Raw genomic sequence first — 21,192 nt, 5'->3', positions numbered from 1 at the left:
AGGTTGCCGATTCAGGGAGCCACTGTCGAGAGCAGGACGCCCTACTTCGCCTTGCTGACCTGTTTAATTCCAACGATCCCGGGCAACGAGCCGGTCGGGAACGGGTCGGCCTTCTGGGTTCCCGGCGGTAATATCGCGCGCGCGGTCGCGTCCGGGAAGCGCATGCGCATTTCGCGCAGGAAGCCGTCGAGCGTATCGACGCTGGCCGCCATCTTGGCGATCTGGGCGAATTCGGCGCTGGTGGACGAGGCCGGCTTGCTTGCGGTCTCGAACGCGGCGCGGTCGATATCGCCGCTCATCAGCGGCGCATATTTTTCGCGAAAGCGCGCCAGCCCGATCGCGTCCTCGGCCAGCGCGTACCCGACCACCGCGCGGATCACATCGCCCTTCTCTGTCGGGTTCAGCGGTTTGAAGTCGCGCCAGCGATCGGCGTAATACAATTCGATCTGTTCGGACGCCTCGCGCCAATGCCGCGACGCCCAGTAGATATCGGAGCGCAGCCTAATCGCTTCGCGGCCGCTGATGTTCGAAATGATATCGAGCGCCAGATCGTGCCGCCCGACATCGCTCTGCGCGCGCGCTTCCAGCAACAGCCGCTGCGTGCGCAATTCGCCCGAGAGATCGGCGATTCGGGTGGAGCGAAGCGCTGCGATGGCGCGGTCCGGCTTGCGATTGGTCAGGTAGACCATCGCGAGGCGTGCTGCGACCTGCGCCCGCGCCGCCCCCTCCAGCCGCTTGTCGACCTGGTATTGCAGGAGTTCGCTGGCCTGATCGAGCAGATCGACCGCCACCAGGCGATCGGCGAGCCGGCGGATCATCTCGTCGCCGCGCCGCCCGATCGGGGTCAACTCGCGATAGTCATAGAACATCCCGAGCGCGTCGATCGGCGGCAGGTCGTCGCCCTTCTGGCTGAGAAAGAGCTGCGCAAACAGTGCCGACGCTTCGTCCTGGCCGCGCCGCGAGATTTCCGAATTGGGCTGCAGCCGGGTCGCGGTCCGCACCGCCGCAAACGTATCGGCATAGCGCCCGGCTTCGGCATAGAGATGCCCCAGCATCCCCAGCGTCTGCACCTCGAGCCCGTCGCCGCGCCACGTGATCGCCTGTGTCTCGAGCTGGGCCAGCGCATCGGCCGTGCTGATTTCGTCGCGCTTCTGCTTCAGGGCAATTTCAAGCAGCGTGGCTTCCGCCGCCGCGGGACGATCGTCGGAGTCGACCGCCTTCTGGTATTCGTCCAGCGCATCCTTGTCGCGCCCGAGCGCTTCGGCGATGCGGCCCCGCATCACCGCGAAAGCCGGCTTGGTCCCGGTCGGCGGACCGATGATCTGCAACTCGTTGGCGCGTTTGTCGGCGCCGGAATAATCCTTGACCTCAAGCGTGGCCCGCAACGCGTCGAAGATCACGATGCGCTGCAATTCGATCGGCAGCGAGTTGATGGCGAATTCGACGTTCTTGAATTTCTCGCGCGCTTCGACCCACTTTCCGGTGCGGGTGTAGGCCAGCGCCTTCCAGAGCTGCGAATCGTAATTGGTTCCGATCGCCGGATTGGCGAGATCCTTCAGCCCGAGTTCAGAACGCCCCATCAGGATGGCAGCCACCGCATGCGTGATCAGAACCACCGGGTCCTCGGCACCCGGTTTGGCATCGACCAAGGCGAGATCGAGAATGGCCTTGGCTTCCGGATACATCTCACGCGCCAGATAGAAGCGGGCGAGATTGATCCGGGGCAGCGCGCGCTGCTCGGGATCGGCCTCCGCCGAGGCCTGGATCAACGCGTCCAGGCGCGTGTTGAAAATGCCTTCCTGGTTCTTGTGCCACTCGCCGTCGTCGAAGATCGGCCGGGCCAAGGTCGGGGCGCGCTCCCCGCCATTATTGGACGACGACAGCGTCAATCCGCCGGGCCTGCTGAGAATGATCTTGTCGGTGGCGATCTCGGCGGTGACATCGTCGGAATTCGGACGAATCGCCACACCATGGATCGATTCCAGCAGCGACATGTCGACGAAGTCCTGCCGCTTGATGAAGCCGCGGACCGGCGGCGTCGCCGTGACCACCATCAGGGCGTCGCCGGCATCCGGATCGGCAAACCGGTACAGCAGACCGGGCCGCGAGATCGGGATGGTGACGCTGGCCTTGGCGGGATCGGTGACGTTGCGCGTCGCGACCAATTGCTGCGTCGGCGTCTGCATCGTGTCGGCAAAGGTGACGACCCAGTTCGAGCCGCCGGCCTGATCGTCGCCGGTCAGCGACGGCATTTGAGGGCGGTTGAGCCGGATGCGAACCGCCTGCCCCTTGTCCAGCGGCATCGGGGTGACTTCGGCAATCAGCGCGCCGCCATTGCTGCGGATCGGCTCGACATCAACAGGCTTATTGGTATCGAACAACAGCCAAACCGCATCGGCGCGACGGAACAGCGCGGCCGGCGTGATGGTCGTAAATCCAAAGGTCAAATGCAGCCCTTCGCTGTCACGCCGGGCGCTGACGTTGGCCGCGCTGCCCGTGGATTTAGCTTCGGGCGCTTTGGCTTCAGGCACTTTGGATTCTTGCGGCTTGGCCTCGCGCGGCGCTTCGGCAGCGGCCATTTTCGGCGCGGGCTCCGGCATCTCCTTTACCGCCGACTCCGGCTTCGCGGCCTCGGCGACAACAGCCGGCATTTCCTTCATCGCTTCTTTGGGCGCTTCCTTCAGCGGCTCCAACGGAACTTCCTTGATCGTTTCCTTGGAAGCTTCCTTGGCAGTTTCGGAGGGCGTTTCGGACGTAGCCGGCGGCTGATCGGGCTTGATCTCGATATTGGCTTGTTTGGCGATCACCTCCGAGGTCGGCGGCGTCAGCTCATTGGCATGGCGCGAGGCCGGAGCCGCCACTGCAGGCTTCTCGCCCGCAGCCGGCGCGGCGGCCGGAGCGTGCGAGGCATCCGCCAGCGGCGAGGCCTTGTCGGCTTGCTGGAACGCCACATCGATAATGTAGTTCTTGTCCTCGCGGAACGAGTGAACGTCGACGTCACCGATCAGCGTCACTTCCACCAGGGAGGTTTCGCCTTCGGTGCGCTGATTGATCGACGCGATGTTCGAAGGTGCGGCGAGCTTGGCGTCCGCCAGATCGAACACCAGCACGGCGTTGAACATCAGCTTGAGTTTCTGCTCGTTCAGCACCGAGGAAACCCCGACGCCGTCAGGCACCTCAAAAATGAAACGAACGAAAGTCGGCTGCACCGAGGCGCGGACCCGCGTCGGCGGACGCTTCTTGGCTTCGACGACGGCGCGCTGCTGGCGCAATTCGCGTTCCGCGGCGCGTGCGCGCTCGGCCAGCTCGCGCACCACTTCCGGCGGAAGGCCGGGCGGCGGCCCTTTCCAGGAGTCCGGCAGGAAGTCGACGAATATCCGCTCGCCCGCCGTCATGGTGTTGACGGTGGCCCGGCGCGACAATGACAGCCGGATCGCCATGCCATCGGGATCGCGCCGCGCCGATCCGACATAATCGGGCACCGCATCGGACAACTGGTCGATGGAGATATCGACCGGTCGCTTGAAGCGGATCACGATGATCGAACCGGCCGTGACCACTTCGGTCTCGACATCATCGGCCAGCTTGAGCACCAGCCGGGCAAAACCGCCACCGGCGGAAAATGTCGCCTCGCCCTTGACCGGTTCGGCGCGGCCGGCGCCGGGCAATATCAGCGCGATCAAAAGCAGCCAGCACGCCGCCTTGAGGCCACGCTGGATCGTCCGCGCGCATACACGGCCCAGTGACCCAGATCCAGCGGCAGCCCTTCGCGCCATTCCAACGTGTCTTTCGGTTCAAACATCGCCGGCCATGCGCCCCCGCATGCCCTAAAGCCTTCGAATCTAGAATTGGCGGTTTAAGGACTTGTTAAATATCCCCGTTAATTGGGCTTTTGCGGCATGATCTTGCCCTCGATCTTGGGAAGTTCGGCCGCGGAAGCCGACTTGTCCGACCCGGCGCGCCGGGCCATCTCGACGGTGAGCCGCTCGGCCGCTTCGGTCTGCATCAGCCCGAGAATATCGGACATCTTGCGTGGCGCGATCTGGGTTGCGATTTCGATCAGCACCGGCATTTCGAGCCGGTCGAACACCTTGGCGGCGTCCTTTGGCTTCATGGCCTCGTACATGGTCACGATGCCCTTGAAGCGCGCGGTGTCCGCTTCGCTTTTCTGCTGGGTCGCGGTCGATATCCGCGACTCCACGGCTTTCATTTCCTCGACCTTGGACTCGACGCGCTTTTCGGCGGCCTTGAGCAGGCTTTCGCGAATGTCGATTTCGCGCGCACGGGCTTCGAGTTCCTGCCGCCGCGCCTGCAGCCGCTCCAGGATCGCGCGCTCGGACGGCGACACCGTCATGCCCTGTTGCTGCTGCTCGGGATTGACGGCGACACCTTCGGGCTTCGCCACTTCCGGCGCGGCGACGGCGGGCTTGGCTTCTTCTTCCTTGGGCTTCTCGTTAACCGAACCCGTGATGTCGGATTTGTCGATCTTGTTGGCAGCGGTCTTGCTTCCGCCGGGGAAATTAAAGGATTCCTGCGCCCAGGACTGGCCGGTGTTTTCAGGTCTGTAATCGAACACGTAGCCGCCATCGATCACGAGCCCGGCGATCTTCAATACCGCAAGGCCGAAGATCGCAACCAGGACAACAGGCAGAACGCGAATGTCACGAAAAGCTTTCATGCGGCGAGGCCATCAGCCCTTCTGCGGTCAGAAAATGCCTGCGCTGCGGCGGCAACCGCCTTGGCCGCCGACATCTTGGGAACCGCCGGCTCCGCTTCCGGCTCGGACGATGGCCGTGCCGCCGCGGCGATCTTGGACAGCCGCCGCAGCACATTGTCGCTTTCCTGCAATTGCTTCTTCAACTGCAGCGACATCTGGCCCGCCGAGGTGAGCTGGGTGTTGAGGTTCTCGTTGACGTCGCGGACGGTATGCTTGAGGCCGCCGATGGCGCGTTCGGCGATTTCAGTCGCCGTGATCAACTCCCCGATCGTTGCCTTCAGCGAATGTTCGTCCGCCTTCAACCGCTTCAGGCGGGTGTTCAGCAGCATGCAATAGCCGATGGTGAGCAGGAGCAGGACTGCCACCAGGCTCTCGATCGCAACACCTAATGAATGGCTCATTGGGACTCCATCAGCTTGTTTTGTTCGTCGGCTTTCTCGAACATCGCAAAGGTCGTATTCGGCTTGCGCAATTGCTTGGTGACGCGAATGGCGACGCGGTCGCCGACCCGGCCCATCCGTCCTTCGGTCAGAGTGACGTTGCCGCAGCGCACCGCGACCAGCGCGTCGGCGCGCATCTCCAGCGGCAGGGTGTCGCCGACCTTCAGCTTCATCAACTGTTTCAGCGGAATGTCGGCTTCATAGAGCACGGCATCGACGGAAATCTCCGCCTGCCCCACTTCGGTGGCGAAATGACCTTCCCAGATCGGATCGCGGCCGAATTTTTCACCCATGAACATCTGCAGCAACACGCTGCGGATCGGCTCAATAGTGGCATAGGGCAGCAGCAGCTCGATATTGCCGCCGCGGTCTTCCATATCGATATGCAGCCGCACCAGAATGGCGGCATTGGCCGGCCGGCTGATGGCGGCAAAGCGCGGGTTGGTTTCCAGCCGGTCGATGCTGAAAGTCACCGGCGACAGTGGCCGAAAGGCCTGCTCGGCATCGGTCAGCACGACTTCAACCAGCCGCTTCACCAGATTGGTTTCGATGGTCGTATAGGGACGCCCCTCGATGCGCAGCGAGGTCTGGCCGCGGCGGCCGCCGAGCAAAACGTCGATCATCGAATAGATCAGACTGGAGTCCACTGTGGCGAGGCCGAAATTTTCCCATTCCTCGGCCTTGAACACGCACAGTACCGCCGGCAGCGGGATCGAATTCATGTAGTCGCCGAACCGCACCGAGGTGATGCGATCGAGCGACACTTCGACGTTGTCGGAGGTGAAGTTGCGCAGGCTGGTGGTCATCAGCCGCACCAGCCGGTCGAAAACGATTTCGAGCATCGGCAGACGCTCGTAGGACACCATCGCGGAATCGATGATGGCGCGAATGCCGGAATTGTCGTCGAGATTGACGTCGCCGACGGTAAAACCGAGCAGATTGTCGATTTCTTCCTGCGAAAGAACCCGCTCGCCGCCGTTCTTGCCGTTGCCGAAATCGCGGCTGCCGTCTTCGACCATCGCGGCCCATTGCAGGGCCATCGTGCCGGAGAGTTCATTGGCCGCAGCCGCTTCCGCGGCCTCCGTGGGGTCCTCGGAATCCAGCGACGCTTCCCATTGGGCTGCGATTGCATCCTGGTCGACTGGATCGTTACCCGCCATGATTCCAAATCCGTCTCGTCACTGAACGACGATTTCCTTGAACAAAACTGCAGCGACCTTGTCGGGCGACACCGCCGCATTGACGCGCTTGGTCAACTCTTCCCTCAAGCGAAACAGCCCGGCCGAACCGCCGATGTCGCTCGCCCGCAGCTCACGCAGATAGGTCTGGAAGATATCGGTGACGCGCGGCAGGTTCGGCTTGATGGTCTCGACCTGCTTCTCTTCCTTGACCTCGAGCACGATCTTCAATTTCAGATACTGCACACGCTCGCCGGGCAAGCCGACCAGGTTGACCAGCATGTCCGGCACCTCGACAAAGGCTGACGGTTTTGGCGGCGGCGCCTCGGCATGCTGCTCTTCGCCGTGATGGCGCAGGAAAAAGAACCAGCCCAATCCGCCGCCCAAGACGACGAGCACGAGGACCACGGCAAGGATCAGCTTGAGTTTGCCTTTGGGCTTGGCGACGACTTCTTCCGAAGCTTCCGCGCCGCCTTCCGCTTCGTCCTTGTCTGCCATTGCCCGCAGCCCTGTTAGGAAATGATCCCATTAAGAGACGATCCCCTGGGAAATGAACGCGATGCCGGCAGGCAGGCTCAAGGACGCAATACGAATGCCGCCAGCGCAGTCGCGCTCTCTGAAAGCAACGCTAAGGTAATAATGGTTAATGGAACCTTTCTTTTGCGCTCCAGGTAGGAAAAAGTTGCCGGGCAAACATGGTCAACAAGACCTTATTGCCGCCCGTGCGGGACCCCTCTTAAATATCTAAGCCGTTATAAAATCGACGTTTTCCGAACTGGCACGGCTTTCGCTGTGTGGTCTGCGGATCGCGGCTTGGGAGAGCCAGCGGTTCGCAGGATCCGCAACCAGCCTGGGAGGGCTTCGGGCGCGGATCATCAAGGGGAGAATGAGCGATGGAGAACACGCTTCTCGTCGGACTATCGCGGCAGACGACGCTGGAACGGCAGATGGATGTCGTTGCCAACAACATCGCGAACGTCAATACGACGGGCTACAAGGCCGACAGTTCGCTGTTCGAGGAATATCTGAAGTCGGGCGCGCACGAAGACAACTTCGTCGGCGGCGACCGCCGCGTCAGCTATGTCCAGGACCGCGGCACCTTCCGCAACTTTACCCAGGGCGCGAGCGAGCAGACCAAAAATCCCCTCGATCTCGCCATCGACGGCTCCGGCTTTCTGGTGGTGCAGGCGCCGGGCGGCGAACGCTACACCCGCGACGGCAGCCTGCAGATCAACAACCAGGGCCAGTTGGTGACGGTTGCTGGCAATCCGGTGCTCGGCACCGGCGGCCCCATCGTGTTTCAGCCGACCGACCATGACATCAACATCACGCCCGACGGCACCGTCACCGTGGTGGAAGGCAACAACCGCACGGATTCGATCCGCGGCAAGCTCCGGGTGGTGAACTTCGCCGACGCGCAGAAACTGCTGAAAGAGGGCTTGAACCTCTATGCCGCCGGCGAAGGCGGCGCGGCGCAGCCCGACATCAAATCCGTGGTCCGCCAGGGTTTCATCGAGAAGTCGAACGTCAACGCGGTGGCGGAAATGAGCCGCATGATGGACGTCACGCGCGCCTACACGTCGATGTCGACGCTGCTGCAGCAGCAACACGATCTGCACAAGACTGCAATTCAGCAACTCGCCGACGTTCCGGCTTAACGGCCATTCAGGAGACGATCCATGCAAGCGCTTCATACTGCTGCGACCGGAATGGCGGCCCAGGAACTCAACGTCCAGGTCATCTCCAACAACATCGCGAACCTGCGCACCACCGGCTACAAGAAGCAGACCGCCTCGTTTCAGGACCTGATCTACGAGCATGTCCGCCGGGTCGGCGCGCAGGCTTCCGATCAGGGCACCATCCTGCCGGTCGGCATTGATATCGGCGGCGGTGTCAAGACCGTCGGCACGCCGCGCTCGATGACCCAGGGCACGCTGTCGCAGACCGGCAACGATCTCGATCTCGCGCTGACCGGCGAAGGCTTCTTCAAGATCCTGATGCCGGATGGCACCTATCAATATACCAGGGACGGCACGTTCCAGATGGACAACACCGGACGCATCGTCACCGCGCAGGGCAATCCGGTACAGCCGACCATCACGATCCCGAACAATGCCTCGGGCCTGACCGTCAACGCCCAGGGCCAGGTCTCCGTGACGCTGCCGGGATCGACCAACACGTCCACGATCATCGGCCAGATCGGCCTGACGCGATTCATCAACAAGGCCGGCCTGCAGCCGGTCGGCAGCAACCTGTTCACCGACACGCCATCTTCCGGCGCGCCGCAGGATGGCCTCGCCAACGCCGAAGGCTATGCCGGCATCACCCAAGGCAGCCTCGAACAGGCGAACGTCGACGTCGTCTCGGAAATGTCGGACCTGATCGCCGCGCAACGCGCCTACGAAATGAATGCGAAGGTGATCACCGCGGCCGACCAGATGATGCAATCCACCACCGCGCTGTTCCGCTGAGGGAGCTGACGATGACTGCCCGCGCGTTCATATTTGCCGTCATCCTGCTTGCTGCCACATCCGTGACGGCGTGGGCGCAGGACAGCGAGGAAGTCATCGCAGGTCCGGTGCTTCGCTCAACCGTCACCGTCGAAAGCGACGTGGTGCGGATCGGCGACATGATCGACAATGCCGGCACATCCGCGCAGATCGCGATCTATCGTGCGCCCGATCTCGGCACCACCGGCTCGCTGCCGACCGCGCAGGTTATCGCAGCATTGCAGGCCCATCAGGTGATCGGCGTCGACACCAGGGACATCAAGGCGGTTTCGGTGACCCGGCTGTCGCGCGCCTTCGAGGGCAAGGAGATCGAAGCCGCGGTCGCCCACACGCTCGAACATCGCAACGGCCTTGGCGACGCCGCCAATCTCGGCCTGACCTTCGACCGCGACATCGCCGATATCAGGCTGGAGGCGTCGAGCACCGGCGCGCTGCAGCCGATCTCGGTCCGCTACGAGCCGCGCAACGGCCGCTTCGATATCTCCTTCGAGGTTTCGAACGATAACAACAAGCCGTCGGCCAAACTGCGATTCACCGGCGTTGCGATCGAGACGGTGGAAACGGCGGTGCTGACCCGTAACGTCGAGCGCAACGATGTGCTGAAATCCTCCGACGTGATCACCGAACGGCGCCCGAAGGCCGAAGTCGGCGGCGACGCCGCCACCCGCACCAAGGCCGTGGGCATGCAGATGCGCAAGCAACTGCGCGCCGGCCAGGCCATCAAGGTCGCCGATCTCGGCAAACCGGACCTGGTGCAGCGCGACGACAACGTGACGCTGATTTACGAAGCCACCGGCCTCTATCTCACCGTTCGCGGCAAGGCCATGGACAACGGCACCGACGGCGACGTCGTCAACGTTCTCAATCTGCAATCGAAGCGCACGGTGTCCGGCGTCGTGATCGGCCGCGGCCAGGTCGCGATTTCAGTCGCCACCCCGCGGCTTCCCGCTACCGCCGATGCCGAAACCGCCGCCCCCGTTTCAGTCGCCAACAGCAATAACGCGCCAGTGTCTCCAAAAGCCGAGTAATGTAGATGTTGTTCAGGTCCAGTATCAATCGCTTCGCGTTGACGGCCAGTCTGATGACCATCGTCGGTCTCACAGGCGGCTGTTCATCGATCGATCGTCTTTCCCAGATCGGTGAAACGCCGAAACTGTCGTCGATCGACAATCCGACAACGGCGCCCGGTTACAAGCCGGTGCAGATGCCGATGCCGAAGCCGGAAGCGGTTTCCTACAACGCCAATTCACTGTGGCGCAACGGATCGCGGTCGTTCTTCAAGGACCAGCGCGCGCATCAGATCGGCGACCTCCTGACCGTCACCGTCAACATCACCGACCAGGCGAACTTCGCCAACGAGACCCAGCGCACCCGCACCGTGACTGAAGACTCCGGCATTACCGCGTTCCTCGGCAGCAACCTCCTGACCGGAAAAACCGCCCTTCCCGGCCGCCTGCTGACGGCGGACGCCACCTCCAACAGCGACGGCAAGGGCACGATCCAGCGCGCGGAAACCTTGCAGACCAACATCGCCGCCGTCGTCACCCAGTTGCTCCCGAACGGCAACCTCGTGGTCGAAGGCAAGCAGGAGGTCCGCGTCAATTTCGAAATGCGCGAACTGATCGTCGCCGGTATCGTGCGGCCGGAAGACATCCAGAGCGACAACACCATCGATTCCAGCAAGATCGCACAGGCCCGCATCGCCTATGGCGGCCACGGCCAGATCAGCGACATCCAGCAGCCACGTTACGGCCAACAGGTGATGGACGTGCTGCTGCCGTTCTAGGGTGTGAACCGGTTTTCGAAAAACCGTGGCCCCCTAACGGAAACGAGCTCCCACATCTCTTCGCGAACCTAGGCGGGAAGAGATGTACTACGCGGCCTTCGCCAGCTCCCCTGGCGAAGGCCGTGCTCGTTTTGGGGAAGCCGCCGCATCGATACGCTGTTATTTCCAATCCAGCAGCGGCGTTCCGAATGCCCTTTTCCAGACGGTCAGGAAACGAGGAAACCAGGAGTGAGCAACAGCTCCCTTATAGGCCCACGTAACATATCTGAGACCCTTCTCAGTCAGGAGCTCCTGATATCCACCATGCAATTCAGTTGCAGCGCGAATGTCGCTCAGGATATCCCGGGCGCAGGATCGATAGGTATCGGTTCCTGAAAAGTCATCGTAATCCAGCATGCGGTCCGCGAATTCGACATTAAACGTCGGCCAGGAAGAACGCCCCTGATAGGAGGGGGAAGCGATCTTGTGGATCATCCTTCGGCGTGGATTATTGGTGGAAACCAGGAAGTGAGACGTATTCGGTACACGAAACCGCGGGTCCGCGAGGATCAGGTCCGTCGTGGCTGCGAACAACGCGCGCTCGCTCTCGCGTTTTAAATCCCAAAATCCTCGCTGCACATTGACGAAGTCCAGCGCAACGCAAGACGCAGGCAGTTCGTTCCGGCAATCCAGGGAATGGCGGATATAGCCACGCGCGCCGAACAAGGAGAGAAGTTGCGCTTTATATTGAGAAAGTTCGCGCCCGAGCAGTTGCTCCAGTTCGCTGATACCGATGACTTCAAGTTCTATCGCGCGCGTAAAGGTTGCATAAACGCAGGCATTGGTGACGAAACGCCTGCGTTCGGCGCGGGTATCCGTCGCCGCGGAGCGGGGTGCGGCCGCGTCACACAGCAAATATCCGGTTCCGTTATCGTCGAACGGCTCCAGCGATGTTGCGAGCTGGATGATCGCCTTTTTCAGATCGTCGCGATACTCGTTCAGCAACAGGCGGCCCGCATGGGCGCCTTGCGACAACCCCAGATACGACGCCGACGCCCTTTGGTCGGCGGTTATGATTTGCTCCAGACCGGCGAGGATGCCGAGCAGCGTGTCTGAAGGTCGCGAGAAGTAGTTGACGCCAATGTACCGGTTGCGTCCCGCGGGGATAATGGTGGTGGTGACAACACCGGCGCGAACGGCCTCCAGCATGAGCCGGACACTTCTTTCAAGCAGACGAACCCTGCGAATGGCATCCTCGGAATCCATGATGGTATCGGGATCGAGAACGTCGGGATAGAACCAGGCAAAGTCCCGCGGATAATAGGCCGTTGCGTGCGGCGCTCCCGTGACAAGAAAGGATTCTGTTGCGGAAAAGGCGCTGTTCATCGAGTGAGCGTACAGCTCACCGATTTCTGAAGATAAACGAAGCGTCCTTCTCAGGAATCGATCGCCGAGAAAATTCGCAGCCTGAATCCCGTTGGCAACACAGGTGGCAACCGGACCTTCGTAAAAACGATATTCGCTATTGAGCGAAACGGGGCTCTTCATATCCATGGGTGAACAATGTCCTGCGGCAGCGGATATCGCTTGCAGGTACCCTAAACATCGTTGATTCGTCTCTGTCAAATGACAGCGATACCCGTAGCGGACGCCGGATCTACGCCGCTCGATCCTGTCATATTTGGTCGCCCTCTGCCGGTCATCTCATTGCATGACCGTTGGCTCATGGGATAGGCTTTGAAGGCTATGGGGGCGGCCGAAGCTTGCGCTGCCATCGACCGTCCCATCAACCAGAACCAACTGGGGTGCGAGATGCGGGCCGTACGGCACCAGGACTGGTTGAGGACGGCTCCGTGCCGTTCTGCGAACCGGTAGGGCGTGCCTCAAATGCCGAAAGCGGTCGCCGGTACGCCAGAGGAACAGCATTACACCCTTGCGAACTCTCCGCCGGGTCCGGCGCAAAAACGGTTCGCGCTTGTCGTTGTGCTCGTGCTGGTAACCGTCTTCATCTTGATCACCGCCGGGCCGCTATCGAGAATCGAGACGGGCCGGGTCGAAGCCTTCATCCCGATTTATCTGACCGGGATGTTTGTCAGCGATTCCATCACCGCGGTGCTTCTATTCGCCCAATTTTCCATCCAGCGCTCGCGTGCGTTGCTGGTGATTGCGAATGGCTATCTCTTCACGGCGTTGATGCTGATCCCGTATCTGCTGACGTTCCCCGGCGTGTTCACACGAACCGGCCTGATCGGCGGCCTGCAGAGCACGTCCTGGGTCTACTTCTTTCAATACGCCGTCTTTCCCGTGTTTGTGATCGCCTATGCCCTGTTGAAGGATGGCAATCCCGGCAAACGGTCCCTCCGTGGCGCCGCGAGCACGGCGATCGTCGCAAGCGCCGTGGCTACGACGGCCTTCGTGCTGGCGGTTTCATTTCTTTTCATTGCGGGCGAAGCGTCGTTGCCGCCGATCATGCTGGACTCCTCTCATTTCGGACCGCTCTGGCCTTATGTCGGATTGCCCGTGGCGTTGATGAGTTTTGCGGCGCTTATCGTGCTTTGGTTCCGGCGCAATTCGATGCTCGATCTTTGGCTGCTGGTCGTGATGTGCACCTACTCGATGTTGATCCCGCTGAATTACTTTTCTTCCTCGATGCGCTTCGGCATCGGCTGGTATTCGGTCCGGACCTTTGCGGCGATATCCAGCAGTCTCGTCCTGATTTTCCTGCTGTATGAAATAACGATGCTTTACAGCAGGCTGCTCCACGCGATCCTCGACCAGCGCCGCGAGCGCGACGCGCGCCTGATGACCGGTGACGCGGTCGCGGCCACGATGGCGCACGAATTCAGGCAGCCACTGGCGGCCATGATGACGAGAGCCGACACGGGCTTCCGCTGGCTCAATCGCCCGGTACCCGATCTCGACAACGCAAAGGACGCATTCAAGCAGATCACCGCCGATGGCCGCCGTGCGGAAGCGGTGATCGAAAGTATCAGGGCGTCGTTGAAGCAGCAGGGCCAGATCAGAACCTTGCTCGACGTCAACGATCTCATCGGGGACGCCCTTGCTTTGACGCGCGACGATCTGCGAAGGCACGGAATACACCTCAACTCCCCGGCCAATTCGGGACTGCCGCGGATCATGGGAGATCGAATTCAACTGCAGCAAGTGCTGCTGAACCTGATTGCAAACGCCATCGATTCGATGGCGGTCGAGGACGGGCCTCGGGTTCTGTCCGTCAGTTCCGGGGTTCACGGCGACGACGATGTCGTGGTGTCGGTCGCCGACACCGGAGCAGGAATCCGGTCGCAGGATATCCAGCGCGTGTTCACTCCACTGTTCACGACAAAGTCCGGCGGTATGGGGCTGGGCCTGTCGATCTGCCGTTCGATTATCGAGGGCCACCACGGAAGGCTAGGGGTCGTCCCGAACACTCCCAAAGGCGCCGTGTTTCAAATCGCCCTGCCCGCGCATGTGGCTGGTATCAGCGCGGACATGGATCGCTGAAACTTTGGCGCCTCGCGATACGTTCGCCCGACCACGCCCCTCAAAAATACCTTCCGCCATGTCATGCATGTCATGGGCGGCGGGTCTTCGGGGCGAACGCCATAAACCTTCGTATCGTTCCGTGACCCCTACGTTCAATTGAGGTGCTGAGGTTCGCCGTTCTAACGTGAAGCTGTTAGGTGATGAGTTGGAATATCATCCGAATGGGAGCCGTCCATGAACGGGATTCAGGTCGAGCAGAAAAGCTATCAAATGCCGCCGCTGGAGGGGATATCGGTCGCACACTTTCTCACCGTCGCCGACATCGAACGATCCGCTCGATTTTACGAAACGGTCTTTGGAGGTCGCATTCTAAGCCGGGGCGACAGTAGCGGCGCGCCGGGATATATCCAGATCGCGAACACATGGCTCATCGTCAACGTCGGGGGCGGCCCGACGCCCGACAAGCCATCGGTAACGCTCAGCGTCCCCGCCGACCCGGATTCAGTCAGCAGCTTCATGAATATTCGCGTTGCGGATATTCATGCCTGCTACGAACTTTGGCGAAAACGCGGAGCCGAATTTATCACGGAGCCAAAGGACAAATACGGCGAAACGCGCTGCTACATTCGCGATCCCGACGGCTACATCATAGAAGTCGGGCAAAGCAAGCCGGACTTCACTTACGGCTGATCACGCGAGGCAATTGAAAAGAAATCTGAACTTTCGTCGAGGATCATCATGGGACGAGCCGCCTGTCTTCACTCGTTTAGGTAAACTCTCCCGTCCAGCGCTTAAGCTGGCCTGTTCCAGCGATCCGCCACAGCAATTCACCGGCCTGGTTACGATAAATCCGGTTCCGTGTTGACCGCGAGGAATGCGTCTGCAACCTGAGATCACAGGGGACTGACCAGGGGGCGTAGTGCGCAACGATTCGTTTGTTTTTGATCCGTTTATTGATGAAATTTATGAAGCTGCCGTCCTGCCGGAGAAGTGGCGACCAGTCCTCGACCGACTTGCACAAATGGCGAATGCCGAGGGCACCTTGTTGTTCGCGGCCGGCCCGGGCGTTCCACGATGGCTTTCATCGAAGGCGATCGAAAGCACCGTTGTCGAATGGACCAGGAGCCGCTGGTTTCTCGACAATCCCCGAGGGCAGCGGCTGGTCCCGCTCAATGAGCCGAGATTTCTGACGGATTTCGACGCGCTGACGATCGAGGAAATAGACGCGTCGGATTACTATACCGACCTCCTGCGGCCTCGCGGGCTTGGATGGTGCGTCGGAACATCGATCCACGCGCCATCGGGTGACACGCTGGTTTTTTCGATCGAGAAGGCCCACGACAAGGGCCCTGTGCCGCGGGCTGTTGCGGAAGAGCTTGATAAGTTGCGGCCGCATCTGGCCCGGGCGGCGCTGCTGTCGGGACGGCTCGGGCTGGACCGGGCAAAGACGGCTGTGACAACGCTCGAGTTGATCGGATTGCCGGCAGCCGGTCTGACGGCAAACGGTCGTGTCATCTCGGCCAACAAACGGTTCTTGGCATGCGCCGGCATCGGTGTTGGAGCAGGCAACATCGTGCAATTTGAAAGCAAGCCCGCTCAGGCGCTTTTGATGGAAGCCATTTCAAATGTCGCCAACTCCCAAACAGGATTCGGAAGATCGATTCCCGTGGGCGGCACCAAACACGAGCCGCCTTTTGTCGCGCATGTGGTCCCCTTGCGGGGGGCCGGGCTCGATGTCTTTACCGGTTCGTTGTCGATTATTTTCATCACCTCGGTCATTCCGAACAACAGCCCTGCACCGGAACTGCTCCAGGCCCTTTTCGATCTCACGCCAGCGGAAGCAAGATTGGCCAGTCAACTCACCACCGGCAAGTCTATCGAGCAGATCGCGCTATCCAGCGGACTGTCGCCCAATACGATCCGAACGCACCTGAAATCCGTGTTTTCAAAAACCGGCGTCCAGCGACAGGCAGAACTCGTCAGCCTGCTCGGCGGAACGATCAACAAGAGGCCGAATGAAACGGGTGTTAGCCCGGCTTGATCCCGGCGTTCCCTGACAGATTGCCGACAATGCGCAACATGGTACTGATGCCGGGCTTCATGGTTCCGCTATCGCGGCGATCATGCCACCGCGGTCATGTCCAGCGACGGTGCGTCTTCGGGGAACAACCGGTCGTTCATGCCGGTGTAGAGCGTCTCGCCGATATGCAGTCGCGCATTGTTGGCTTCGCGCTTCCTGGCGTCTTCCTCACCGTAAAGGAACGCCAGGAAGGCATAACGCTTCCCCTTGGTGACCGGAGTCACCTGATGCAGGGCGCCGCAGGAGAACACCAGCGCGCCGCCTTCCGATGGCCGGTAGACCTTGCGGCCGAATTCCGGAAACATCAGGTCGCAGCCTTCGAAATTATTGTTGAGATTGATCGAGACCGCAAAGCGCCGGTGCTGGGCGCCGGCATTGACGTTATCGCGATGACGATGGAAATGGCCGCCGACCTCGCTGTCATAGCAGGCGACGATGCAGCGATCCATCCGGGTCGCCTTGAACTGGAAAAATTGCTCGATCGAGGGCAGCAGCCGGCGAACGATCTGGCCGCGGACGAGATCGCGCACTTCAGGCGCCGCCACCGCGACGTCGCTGCGGCGCTTGAGCCGCCAGTCGGACAGCGTCGTGGTCTTGCCGCCGACGTCGAACTGGAAGCCGGAATCCACGCCGCCCTGCTGGTCGTAGAACTGTACCAGAAAGTCGCAGATCTCGAAACTGAACACGCGCGGGATCATCAGCGCCGGCGCAAACATCGGCACCCCTGCGGAATCATCGACCGAGGGAAGCCCGCGCAGCACATTGCCGACGGTCTGCGCATGTCCCTGCGGCATGTCCCAGGCGATATCGGCGACCGCCCGCAGCATCGGATCGAGCACGACGGTGCGCGGCATCTCCTGCGCCCCGAACGCACGGCTGATCGCGCCATCATAATCGGCGAGAAAGAAAAGCTTGTTGCTGGTGAGCGCGGCAAAGCTCGCGATATCGTCGGGCTGCCCGGTGAAGACGCAACCGATCGCGACGTGGTCCTCGCCAAGCGAAGAACTGGCGCGCACGAGTTCGTCGATTTCAACCATCGCCCGCGGATTGGAAGGCGAGCCGAGGAAGCTCAGCACCACCCAGCGGCCCGCGCTGACATGCAGATCGAATGATCCACCGGTCACCAGCGGCGCGCTGAACAACGGCACGGGATCACCGAGAACAACGCGATTAACGCCGGTTTGCTGATCGATCATGGTCGAACTTTCGCTGGAGCGCACCTTTGGCGCGCGAAAAGCTAGGCCCGGTATGGTTAACTTTTACTTAATAAATAGGCCACCGCTACGCTACCGCTTCAACGGCGGGTACCCGTCGACGTAAATGAGATCCGTTGCCTGCGCCGGCAGATGACAGGATTTGCAATTCTCCCGGTAGTCGGTCGACGTCGCCACGCCGCCACCCGGTAGCGGGAGATGCCGCGAGGAAACCGACGGGTTGGCAGCGTCGAACCACGACCAGCCCCAGCCGTCACCCCACACCGGCTTGTTGCCGGCGTAGCGACCCTCGCTGTCCTTCACCATCACGAACCAGCCGATGAGACTGTCGGCATGGCTGATCGTGCCGGTTGTCATTTCTCCCGTCGCCGCCTTGAAAACCTCTTTCACCAGCACCGCGCCGTCAGGAAAGTGTCCCTCCTTGCGATAGGCAGCGATGCTCCCGGGCGAAACGTAGACCGTGTGTAACTCCGACGAGCCCGGGTCTTTGTCGGCGGCAACGGCCCACGTTCCCAGGAATTCATACGTCAATCGATAGTCGGCAGGCACGTGCAAATTTCCGTTCGCGTCAGTCACCGCTTCGGCTCTCGGGTCACCGCTTGCGGCGACGGAATCCATCCGCACATTCCCTGTGACGGCGAACACAGCCAGAAATACCGCTGCGCCGATAACTGCCTTGATTGGCTTCACATGCGCCTCCGTCTCACGACTTGTCGCGCCATTCTCAGGCCGGGACCGCGCATGTCGTATAGTCCTGGCCGATAGCAATCGTGCACATCCCTGATCAGATTTCGATCGACACAAGCGAAGTCTGAAGCTGACTCTGCCAGTTTCTGGGAAAGATCTGCGAACAAGATCCTCATCGCTGAACTCCTCGGATCGCCTCACCGCCCGACGCATCGGCAGCTTAAGGCAACCCTAATCGGAAGGAGTCAGAGCGGGCTATTGTACAGAGGGTCGATCGAGACCTTACCTAAGTTTAAGGCCGGCTGCCCCAAAAGTTGCGACGGGTTCAACCGCCGGCACAAAACAGCAAGAGCGCGACAAAAAGCGCAAGACCATCAGCGCTTGCCGATACGAAAACGACGACTTCGCGCGAGCAAGCGAAGTTAGAGCAGCTTTCCATCAGGTCCGAAGAACGGATGCGGCCCGTCGAACTCGCCTGTTGGTACCTGATGCGTCACCAGACGGCCGAAACCCTCACCCGGAAACCAGGTGTGGAGATGGAACGCCGGCGGCTCGACCTTAAAAGACGGTTCGCGCAGTTCGGCGAGATCGAGGTCTACCGCGTGATTTGGCGCCGGGCAGATGGTGCAGGGAATGCCCGCAAACATCGTCAGTGCGGCGCGATGAACATGACCGGTCGCAATGAGTTGCACGCGCGGGTGACGCCTGACGATGGATTCCAGTTCAGCGGCATTCTCCAGGTTCTGGCGATCCATGTGCCAGATGCCCGCGGCAAATGGCGGATGATGCAGGAATAGCAGCGCGGGTCTGTCCACTGACGCGGCCAGCATTGTATCGAGCCATTGCAGGGTGGATGCTTCGAGCCTGCCATGGGGTTTGCCCGGCACACTCGAATCCAGCAGCAGCAGATCGAGAGCGTCGACTTCGATCTTCTGGTTGAGAGGCCCGGTTGGGGCCGCGTGAGCGATTTGCGGAAACGCGGCGCGCATCATGTCGCGGGAATCATGATTGCCGGGAATGCCGGCGAACGGCAGTTTCAGCGCCGACAGCATCTGCTTGAGGTAGTCGTATTCTTCAGATGTCGGCGTATCGGCGAGGTCTCCCGATATCACGACGAAGTCCGGGACTGGCTTGAACGTGTTCAAGGCTGCGACACAGCGCTCCAACGCTTTCGCCGTATCGACACGGCCGTAAGCCAACTGCCCCGGCGCCTTGATGTGCAAATCTGAAATCTGAGCGATACAAATTGGTTTGTTGGACATCGTTGTTCAATCTTCCATCGGCAACAAGCGAATGGCTTCCGCTGATATCGCAAGCCCGATCCGGTCGCCGGCCTTGGCCTTTACCAGGTTCGGCGCGTCTACCGTGAGCGGCTTGTCGGCGACACCGCTGACGACAATGCGCTGCCGATTGCCCGTGAAGCTGACGCTGTCGACTATTCCCGTCAACGCCGCGGTACCGACGTCGACGATCCCGATCGTTTCAGGGCGTATCATCGCAACCGCAGCCGGCAGGCTGGCATCGCCGCCGATCGGCAGCCGGCCGCCCGGCAAAACCAGTTCGCCACGATCGAGCGGCGCTTCGATGATATTGGCCGCGCCGATGAACTCGGCGACAAAGCGGCTTTGCGGGGCGAAATAGATGTCGCGGGGCGTGCCGATCTGCGCAATCGCGCCTTTGCGCATCACCACCACGCGATCGCCCAGCTCCATCGCTTCGGCCTGATCGTGGGTGACATAAATCGCGGTGATACCGAGTGCCCGAAGCAACCGATTAAGCTCGCCGCGCAAGCGATCCCGCAAGGCCGCGTCCAGCGCGGTCAAGGGTTCATCCAGCAACAGGATCCCCGGCCGGATCGCCACCGCGCGCGCCAAGGCCACGCGCTGACGCTGGCCGCCGGAGAGCTGGTCGATCCGGCGGTTTTCAAGTCCCGTGATATTCGTCAACGTGACCAGTTCGGCAACCCGCGCGGCCCGCTCATCCGCGGGCACGCCGCGTATCTTGAGGCCGTAGCCGATGTTTTCCGCAACGCTCATATTCGGAAACAGCGCATAGGACTGAAACACCATGCCGACATTGCGCTTCTCGATCGGAGTTGACGTCATGTCCCTGCCGTCGAACAGCACCTTGCCGCCGGCATCCGGCAGTTCGAGGCCCGCGATGATGCGAAGCATCGTGGTCTTGCCGCAGCCGGAGGGGCCGAGCAGCACCAGCGTTTCGCCGCGCGCGATGTCGAGCGTCGCTGGCTCCAGCGCACGGGTGCCGTCCGCGAATGTCTTGCCGCAATTCTCGACCCGCACCGCCGCGCCATGACCCGCTATCGCGCTCATCGCGCCGCCTCGTTTTGCGCGAAGACCTGCATCGCCACCAGCAGCGGAATGATCACGACGAAAAATATCAGCGTATAGGCCGAAGCCACTTCGAGCCGCATCGAGGCGTAGCTGTCGGCAAGACCGATCGGAAGCGTTTTGGTGAGTGGCGTATGCAGCATCCAGGTCAGGTTGAATTCCCCGAGCGAGAGCGTCACCACCATCAGGCTGCCGGCCAGAATACCCGGCACGGCGTTCGGCACGATAACGTCGCGAAACCGGCGCCACGGCGAGGCGCCCAGCGACGCGGCGCCTTCATCGAGCGTCTTGACGTCGACGGTGGCAAACACCGCCATGACAGACCGCACCATGAAAGGCATCGTGAAAATGACGTGTCCGACCAGGATGAACAACCATGAGCGACGAAAATCGCTGAAGCCGCCATAAGTCATCAATAACGCGAGCGCAATCGCCAGCCCCGGAATCGCCAGCGGCAAGGTGATGACTTCCTCGACGATACGCGAAAGCCTGCCGCCGCGAACATGAAGGGCATAGGCCGCGGGAACGCCCACCACCAGCGTCACGACAAGCGTCGCGATGGCGATCATGAACGACAGCAGGATGGTTCCGGCATAGAGCTCCCAGACCTGCCCTACCCATTGCAGCGTCACGCCCGACGAAATGCCGCGGAAATAATTCACGGTCACGCCGGCCATCATCGACAGCACCGCCGGCACCACCAGGAAAGCGGCGACCACAAGCGTAAACAGCAACTGGCCGGCAAAGATCAGGCGATCGCGCATGGT

18 protein-coding genes are annotated in these 21,192 nt (G+C 61.2%); 7 read left to right on the top strand and 11 right to left on the bottom strand.

Annotated features, from left to right (window positions below):
- Nucleotides 1-41 precede the first annotated feature (41 nt).
- From HB676_RS14550 to fliL, 5 genes are all read right to left on the bottom strand, one after another.
- The gene (locus tag HB676_RS14550; protein WP_213738501.1) at nt 42-3,776 is read right to left on the bottom strand and encodes a tetratricopeptide repeat protein; all 3,735 of its coding nucleotides are present in this window, start codon (nt 3,774-3,776) and stop codon (nt 42-44) included.
- Between the two features lie 104 nt (nt 3,777-3,880).
- The gene (locus tag HB676_RS14545; protein WP_213738500.1) at nt 3,881-4,678 is read right to left on the bottom strand and encodes a flagellar protein FlbB; all 798 of its coding nucleotides are present in this window, start codon (nt 4,676-4,678) and stop codon (nt 3,881-3,883) included.
- Complete coding sequence (locus HB676_RS14540; protein WP_213738499.1) at nt 4,675-5,118, bottom strand: DUF6468 domain-containing protein; 444 nt, start codon at nt 5,116-5,118, stop codon at nt 4,675-4,677. Before HB676_RS14540 ends, HB676_RS14545 begins: the two co-directional genes overlap by 4 nt.
- Nucleotides 5,115-6,317, bottom strand: a complete 1,203-nt coding sequence (gene fliM / locus HB676_RS14535; RefSeq protein WP_213738498.1) for a flagellar motor switch protein FliM — start codon at nt 6,315-6,317, stop codon at nt 5,115-5,117. The genes HB676_RS14540 and fliM overlap by 4 nt, the downstream gene beginning before the upstream one ends.
- An 18-nt stretch (nt 6,318-6,335) precedes the next feature.
- On the bottom strand, nt 6,336-6,833 hold the full coding sequence (gene fliL / locus HB676_RS14530; protein ID WP_213738497.1) for a flagellar basal body-associated protein FliL: 498 nt from the start codon (nt 6,831-6,833) through the stop codon (nt 6,336-6,338).
- A 395-nt stretch (nt 6,834-7,228) separates the two neighbouring features.
- Here fliL and flgF point away from each other — a divergent pair, with 395 nt between their 5' ends.
- From flgF to flgH, 4 genes are read left to right on the top strand one after another with little or no spacing between them, the layout of a single operon-like run.
- On the top strand, nt 7,229-7,993 hold the full coding sequence (gene flgF / locus HB676_RS14525; protein ID WP_213738496.1) for a flagellar basal-body rod protein FlgF: 765 nt from the start codon (nt 7,229-7,231) through the stop codon (nt 7,991-7,993).
- A 21-nt stretch (nt 7,994-8,014) separates the two neighbouring features.
- Complete coding sequence (gene flgG, locus HB676_RS14520; RefSeq protein WP_213738495.1) at nt 8,015-8,806, top strand: flagellar basal-body rod protein FlgG; 792 nt, start codon at nt 8,015-8,017, stop codon at nt 8,804-8,806.
- Nucleotides 8,807-8,817: 11 nt separating this feature from the next.
- Entirely contained in the window at nt 8,818-9,873 is a 1,056-nt protein-coding gene (flgA, locus tag HB676_RS14515) for a flagellar basal body P-ring formation chaperone FlgA (RefSeq protein ID WP_213738494.1), read from the top strand.
- Between the two features lie 5 nt (nt 9,874-9,878).
- Complete coding sequence (gene flgH, locus HB676_RS14510) at nt 9,879-10,631, top strand: flagellar basal body L-ring protein FlgH (protein ID WP_213738493.1); 753 nt, start codon at nt 9,879-9,881, stop codon at nt 10,629-10,631.
- A 159-nt stretch (nt 10,632-10,790) separates the two neighbouring features.
- On the opposite strand, the gene HB676_RS14505 is transcribed toward flgH, so the two are convergent.
- Nucleotides 10,791-12,158 (bottom strand): hypothetical protein, encoded by a 1,368-nt coding sequence (locus HB676_RS14505; RefSeq protein WP_213738602.1) that lies wholly within the window; start codon nt 12,156-12,158, stop codon nt 10,791-10,793.
- A 339-nt stretch (nt 12,159-12,497) separates the two neighbouring features.
- On the opposite strand from HB676_RS14505, the gene HB676_RS14500 reads away from it, so the two are divergent.
- From HB676_RS14500 to HB676_RS14490, 3 genes are all read left to right on the top strand, one after another.
- The gene (locus HB676_RS14500; RefSeq protein WP_213738492.1) at nt 12,498-14,114 is read left to right on the top strand and encodes an MASE4 domain-containing protein; all 1,617 of its coding nucleotides are present in this window, start codon (nt 12,498-12,500) and stop codon (nt 14,112-14,114) included.
- A 252-nt stretch (nt 14,115-14,366) separates the two neighbouring features.
- A complete protein-coding gene (locus tag HB676_RS14495) occupies nt 14,367-14,786 on the top strand; it encodes a VOC family protein (RefSeq protein ID WP_249780242.1) in 420 nt (139 codons plus the stop codon).
- Nucleotides 14,787-15,117: 331 nt separating this feature from the next.
- A complete protein-coding gene (locus HB676_RS14490) occupies nt 15,118-16,137 on the top strand; it encodes a helix-turn-helix transcriptional regulator (RefSeq protein ID WP_213738490.1) in 1,020 nt (339 codons plus the stop codon).
- Between the two features lie 80 nt (nt 16,138-16,217).
- Here HB676_RS14490 and HB676_RS14485 read toward each other — a convergent pair whose 3' ends face one another.
- The 5 genes from HB676_RS14485 to HB676_RS14465 form a co-directional block, all read right to left on the bottom strand.
- Nucleotides 16,218-17,372 carry a 2OG-Fe(II) oxygenase gene (locus HB676_RS14485; protein ID WP_213738489.1) on the bottom strand — a complete coding sequence of 385 codons (1,155 nt, stop codon included), beginning with the start codon at nt 17,370-17,372 and terminating at the stop codon, nt 16,218-16,220.
- Nucleotides 17,373-17,462: 90 nt separating this feature from the next.
- Complete coding sequence (locus HB676_RS14480; protein ID WP_346347338.1) at nt 17,463-18,080, bottom strand: cytochrome P460 family protein; 618 nt, start codon at nt 18,078-18,080, stop codon at nt 17,463-17,465.
- Between the two features lie 419 nt (nt 18,081-18,499).
- Nucleotides 18,500-19,339 (bottom strand): phosphodiesterase, encoded by an 840-nt coding sequence (locus HB676_RS14475; protein WP_213738488.1) that lies wholly within the window; start codon nt 19,337-19,339, stop codon nt 18,500-18,502.
- Nucleotides 19,340-19,345: 6 nt separating this feature from the next.
- Nucleotides 19,346-20,407 (bottom strand): ABC transporter ATP-binding protein, encoded by a 1,062-nt coding sequence (locus HB676_RS14470; protein ID WP_213738487.1) that lies wholly within the window; start codon nt 20,405-20,407, stop codon nt 19,346-19,348.
- Nucleotides 20,404-21,189: an ABC transporter permease subunit gene (locus HB676_RS14465; RefSeq protein ID WP_213738486.1), complete on the bottom strand. Its 786-nt coding sequence runs from the start codon at nt 21,187-21,189 to the stop codon at nt 20,404-20,406. Before HB676_RS14465 ends, HB676_RS14470 begins: the two co-directional genes overlap by 4 nt.
- Nucleotides 21,190-21,192: the final 3 nt, after the last annotated feature.

It is taken from the genome of Bradyrhizobium sp. dw_411, from assembly GCF_018449695.1.
Lineage (GTDB): Bacteria > Pseudomonadota > Alphaproteobacteria > Rhizobiales > Xanthobacteraceae > Bradyrhizobium.
Note: the sequence above shows the minus strand (reverse complement) of the source record. Positions and strands in the feature narration are given on the sequence as shown.

What these genes read in the sequence shown, in the direction of transcription:
- HB676_RS14550 (WP_213738501.1), bottom strand. Translation starts at nt 3,776, where the DNA reads ATGGCGCGAAGGGCTGCCGCTGGATCTGGGTCACTGGGCCGTGTATGC.
- HB676_RS14545 (WP_213738500.1), bottom strand. Translation starts at nt 4,678, where the DNA reads ATGAAAGCTTTTCGTGACATTCGCGTTCTGCCTGTTGTCCTGGTTGCG.
- HB676_RS14540 (WP_213738499.1), bottom strand. Translation starts at nt 5,118, where the DNA reads ATGAGCCATTCATTAGGTGTTGCGATCGAGAGCCTGGTGGCAGTCCTG.
- fliM (WP_213738498.1), bottom strand. Translation starts at nt 6,317, where the DNA reads ATGGCGGGTAACGATCCAGTCGACCAGGATGCAATCGCAGCCCAATGG.
- fliL (WP_213738497.1), bottom strand. Translation starts at nt 6,833, where the DNA reads ATGGCAGACAAGGACGAAGCGGAAGGCGGCGCGGAAGCTTCGGAAGAA.
- flgF (WP_213738496.1), top strand. Translation starts at nt 7,229, where the DNA reads ATGGAGAACACGCTTCTCGTCGGACTATCGCGGCAGACGACGCTGGAA.
- flgG (WP_213738495.1), top strand. Translation starts at nt 8,015, where the DNA reads ATGCAAGCGCTTCATACTGCTGCGACCGGAATGGCGGCCCAGGAACTC.
- flgA (WP_213738494.1), top strand. Translation starts at nt 8,818, where the DNA reads ATGACTGCCCGCGCGTTCATATTTGCCGTCATCCTGCTTGCTGCCACA.
- flgH (WP_213738493.1), top strand. Translation starts at nt 9,879, where the DNA reads ATGTTGTTCAGGTCCAGTATCAATCGCTTCGCGTTGACGGCCAGTCTG.
- HB676_RS14505 (WP_213738602.1), bottom strand. Translation starts at nt 12,158, where the DNA reads ATGAAGAGCCCCGTTTCGCTCAATAGCGAATATCGTTTTTACGAAGGT.
- HB676_RS14500 (WP_213738492.1), top strand. Translation starts at nt 12,498, where the DNA reads ATGCCGAAAGCGGTCGCCGGTACGCCAGAGGAACAGCATTACACCCTT.
- HB676_RS14495 (WP_249780242.1), top strand. Translation starts at nt 14,367, where the DNA reads ATGCCGCCGCTGGAGGGGATATCGGTCGCACACTTTCTCACCGTCGCC.
- HB676_RS14490 (WP_213738490.1), top strand. Translation starts at nt 15,118, where the DNA reads ATGGCGAATGCCGAGGGCACCTTGTTGTTCGCGGCCGGCCCGGGCGTT.
- HB676_RS14485 (WP_213738489.1), bottom strand. Translation starts at nt 17,372, where the DNA reads ATGATCGATCAGCAAACCGGCGTTAATCGCGTTGTTCTCGGTGATCCC.
- HB676_RS14475 (WP_213738488.1), bottom strand. Translation starts at nt 19,339, where the DNA reads ATGTCCAACAAACCAATTTGTATCGCTCAGATTTCAGATTTGCACATC.
- HB676_RS14470 (WP_213738487.1), bottom strand. Translation starts at nt 20,407, where the DNA reads ATGAGCGCGATAGCGGGTCATGGCGCGGCGGTGCGGGTCGAGAATTGC.
- HB676_RS14465 (WP_213738486.1), bottom strand. Translation starts at nt 21,189, where the DNA reads ATGCGCGATCGCCTGATCTTTGCCGGCCAGTTGCTGTTTACGCTTGTG.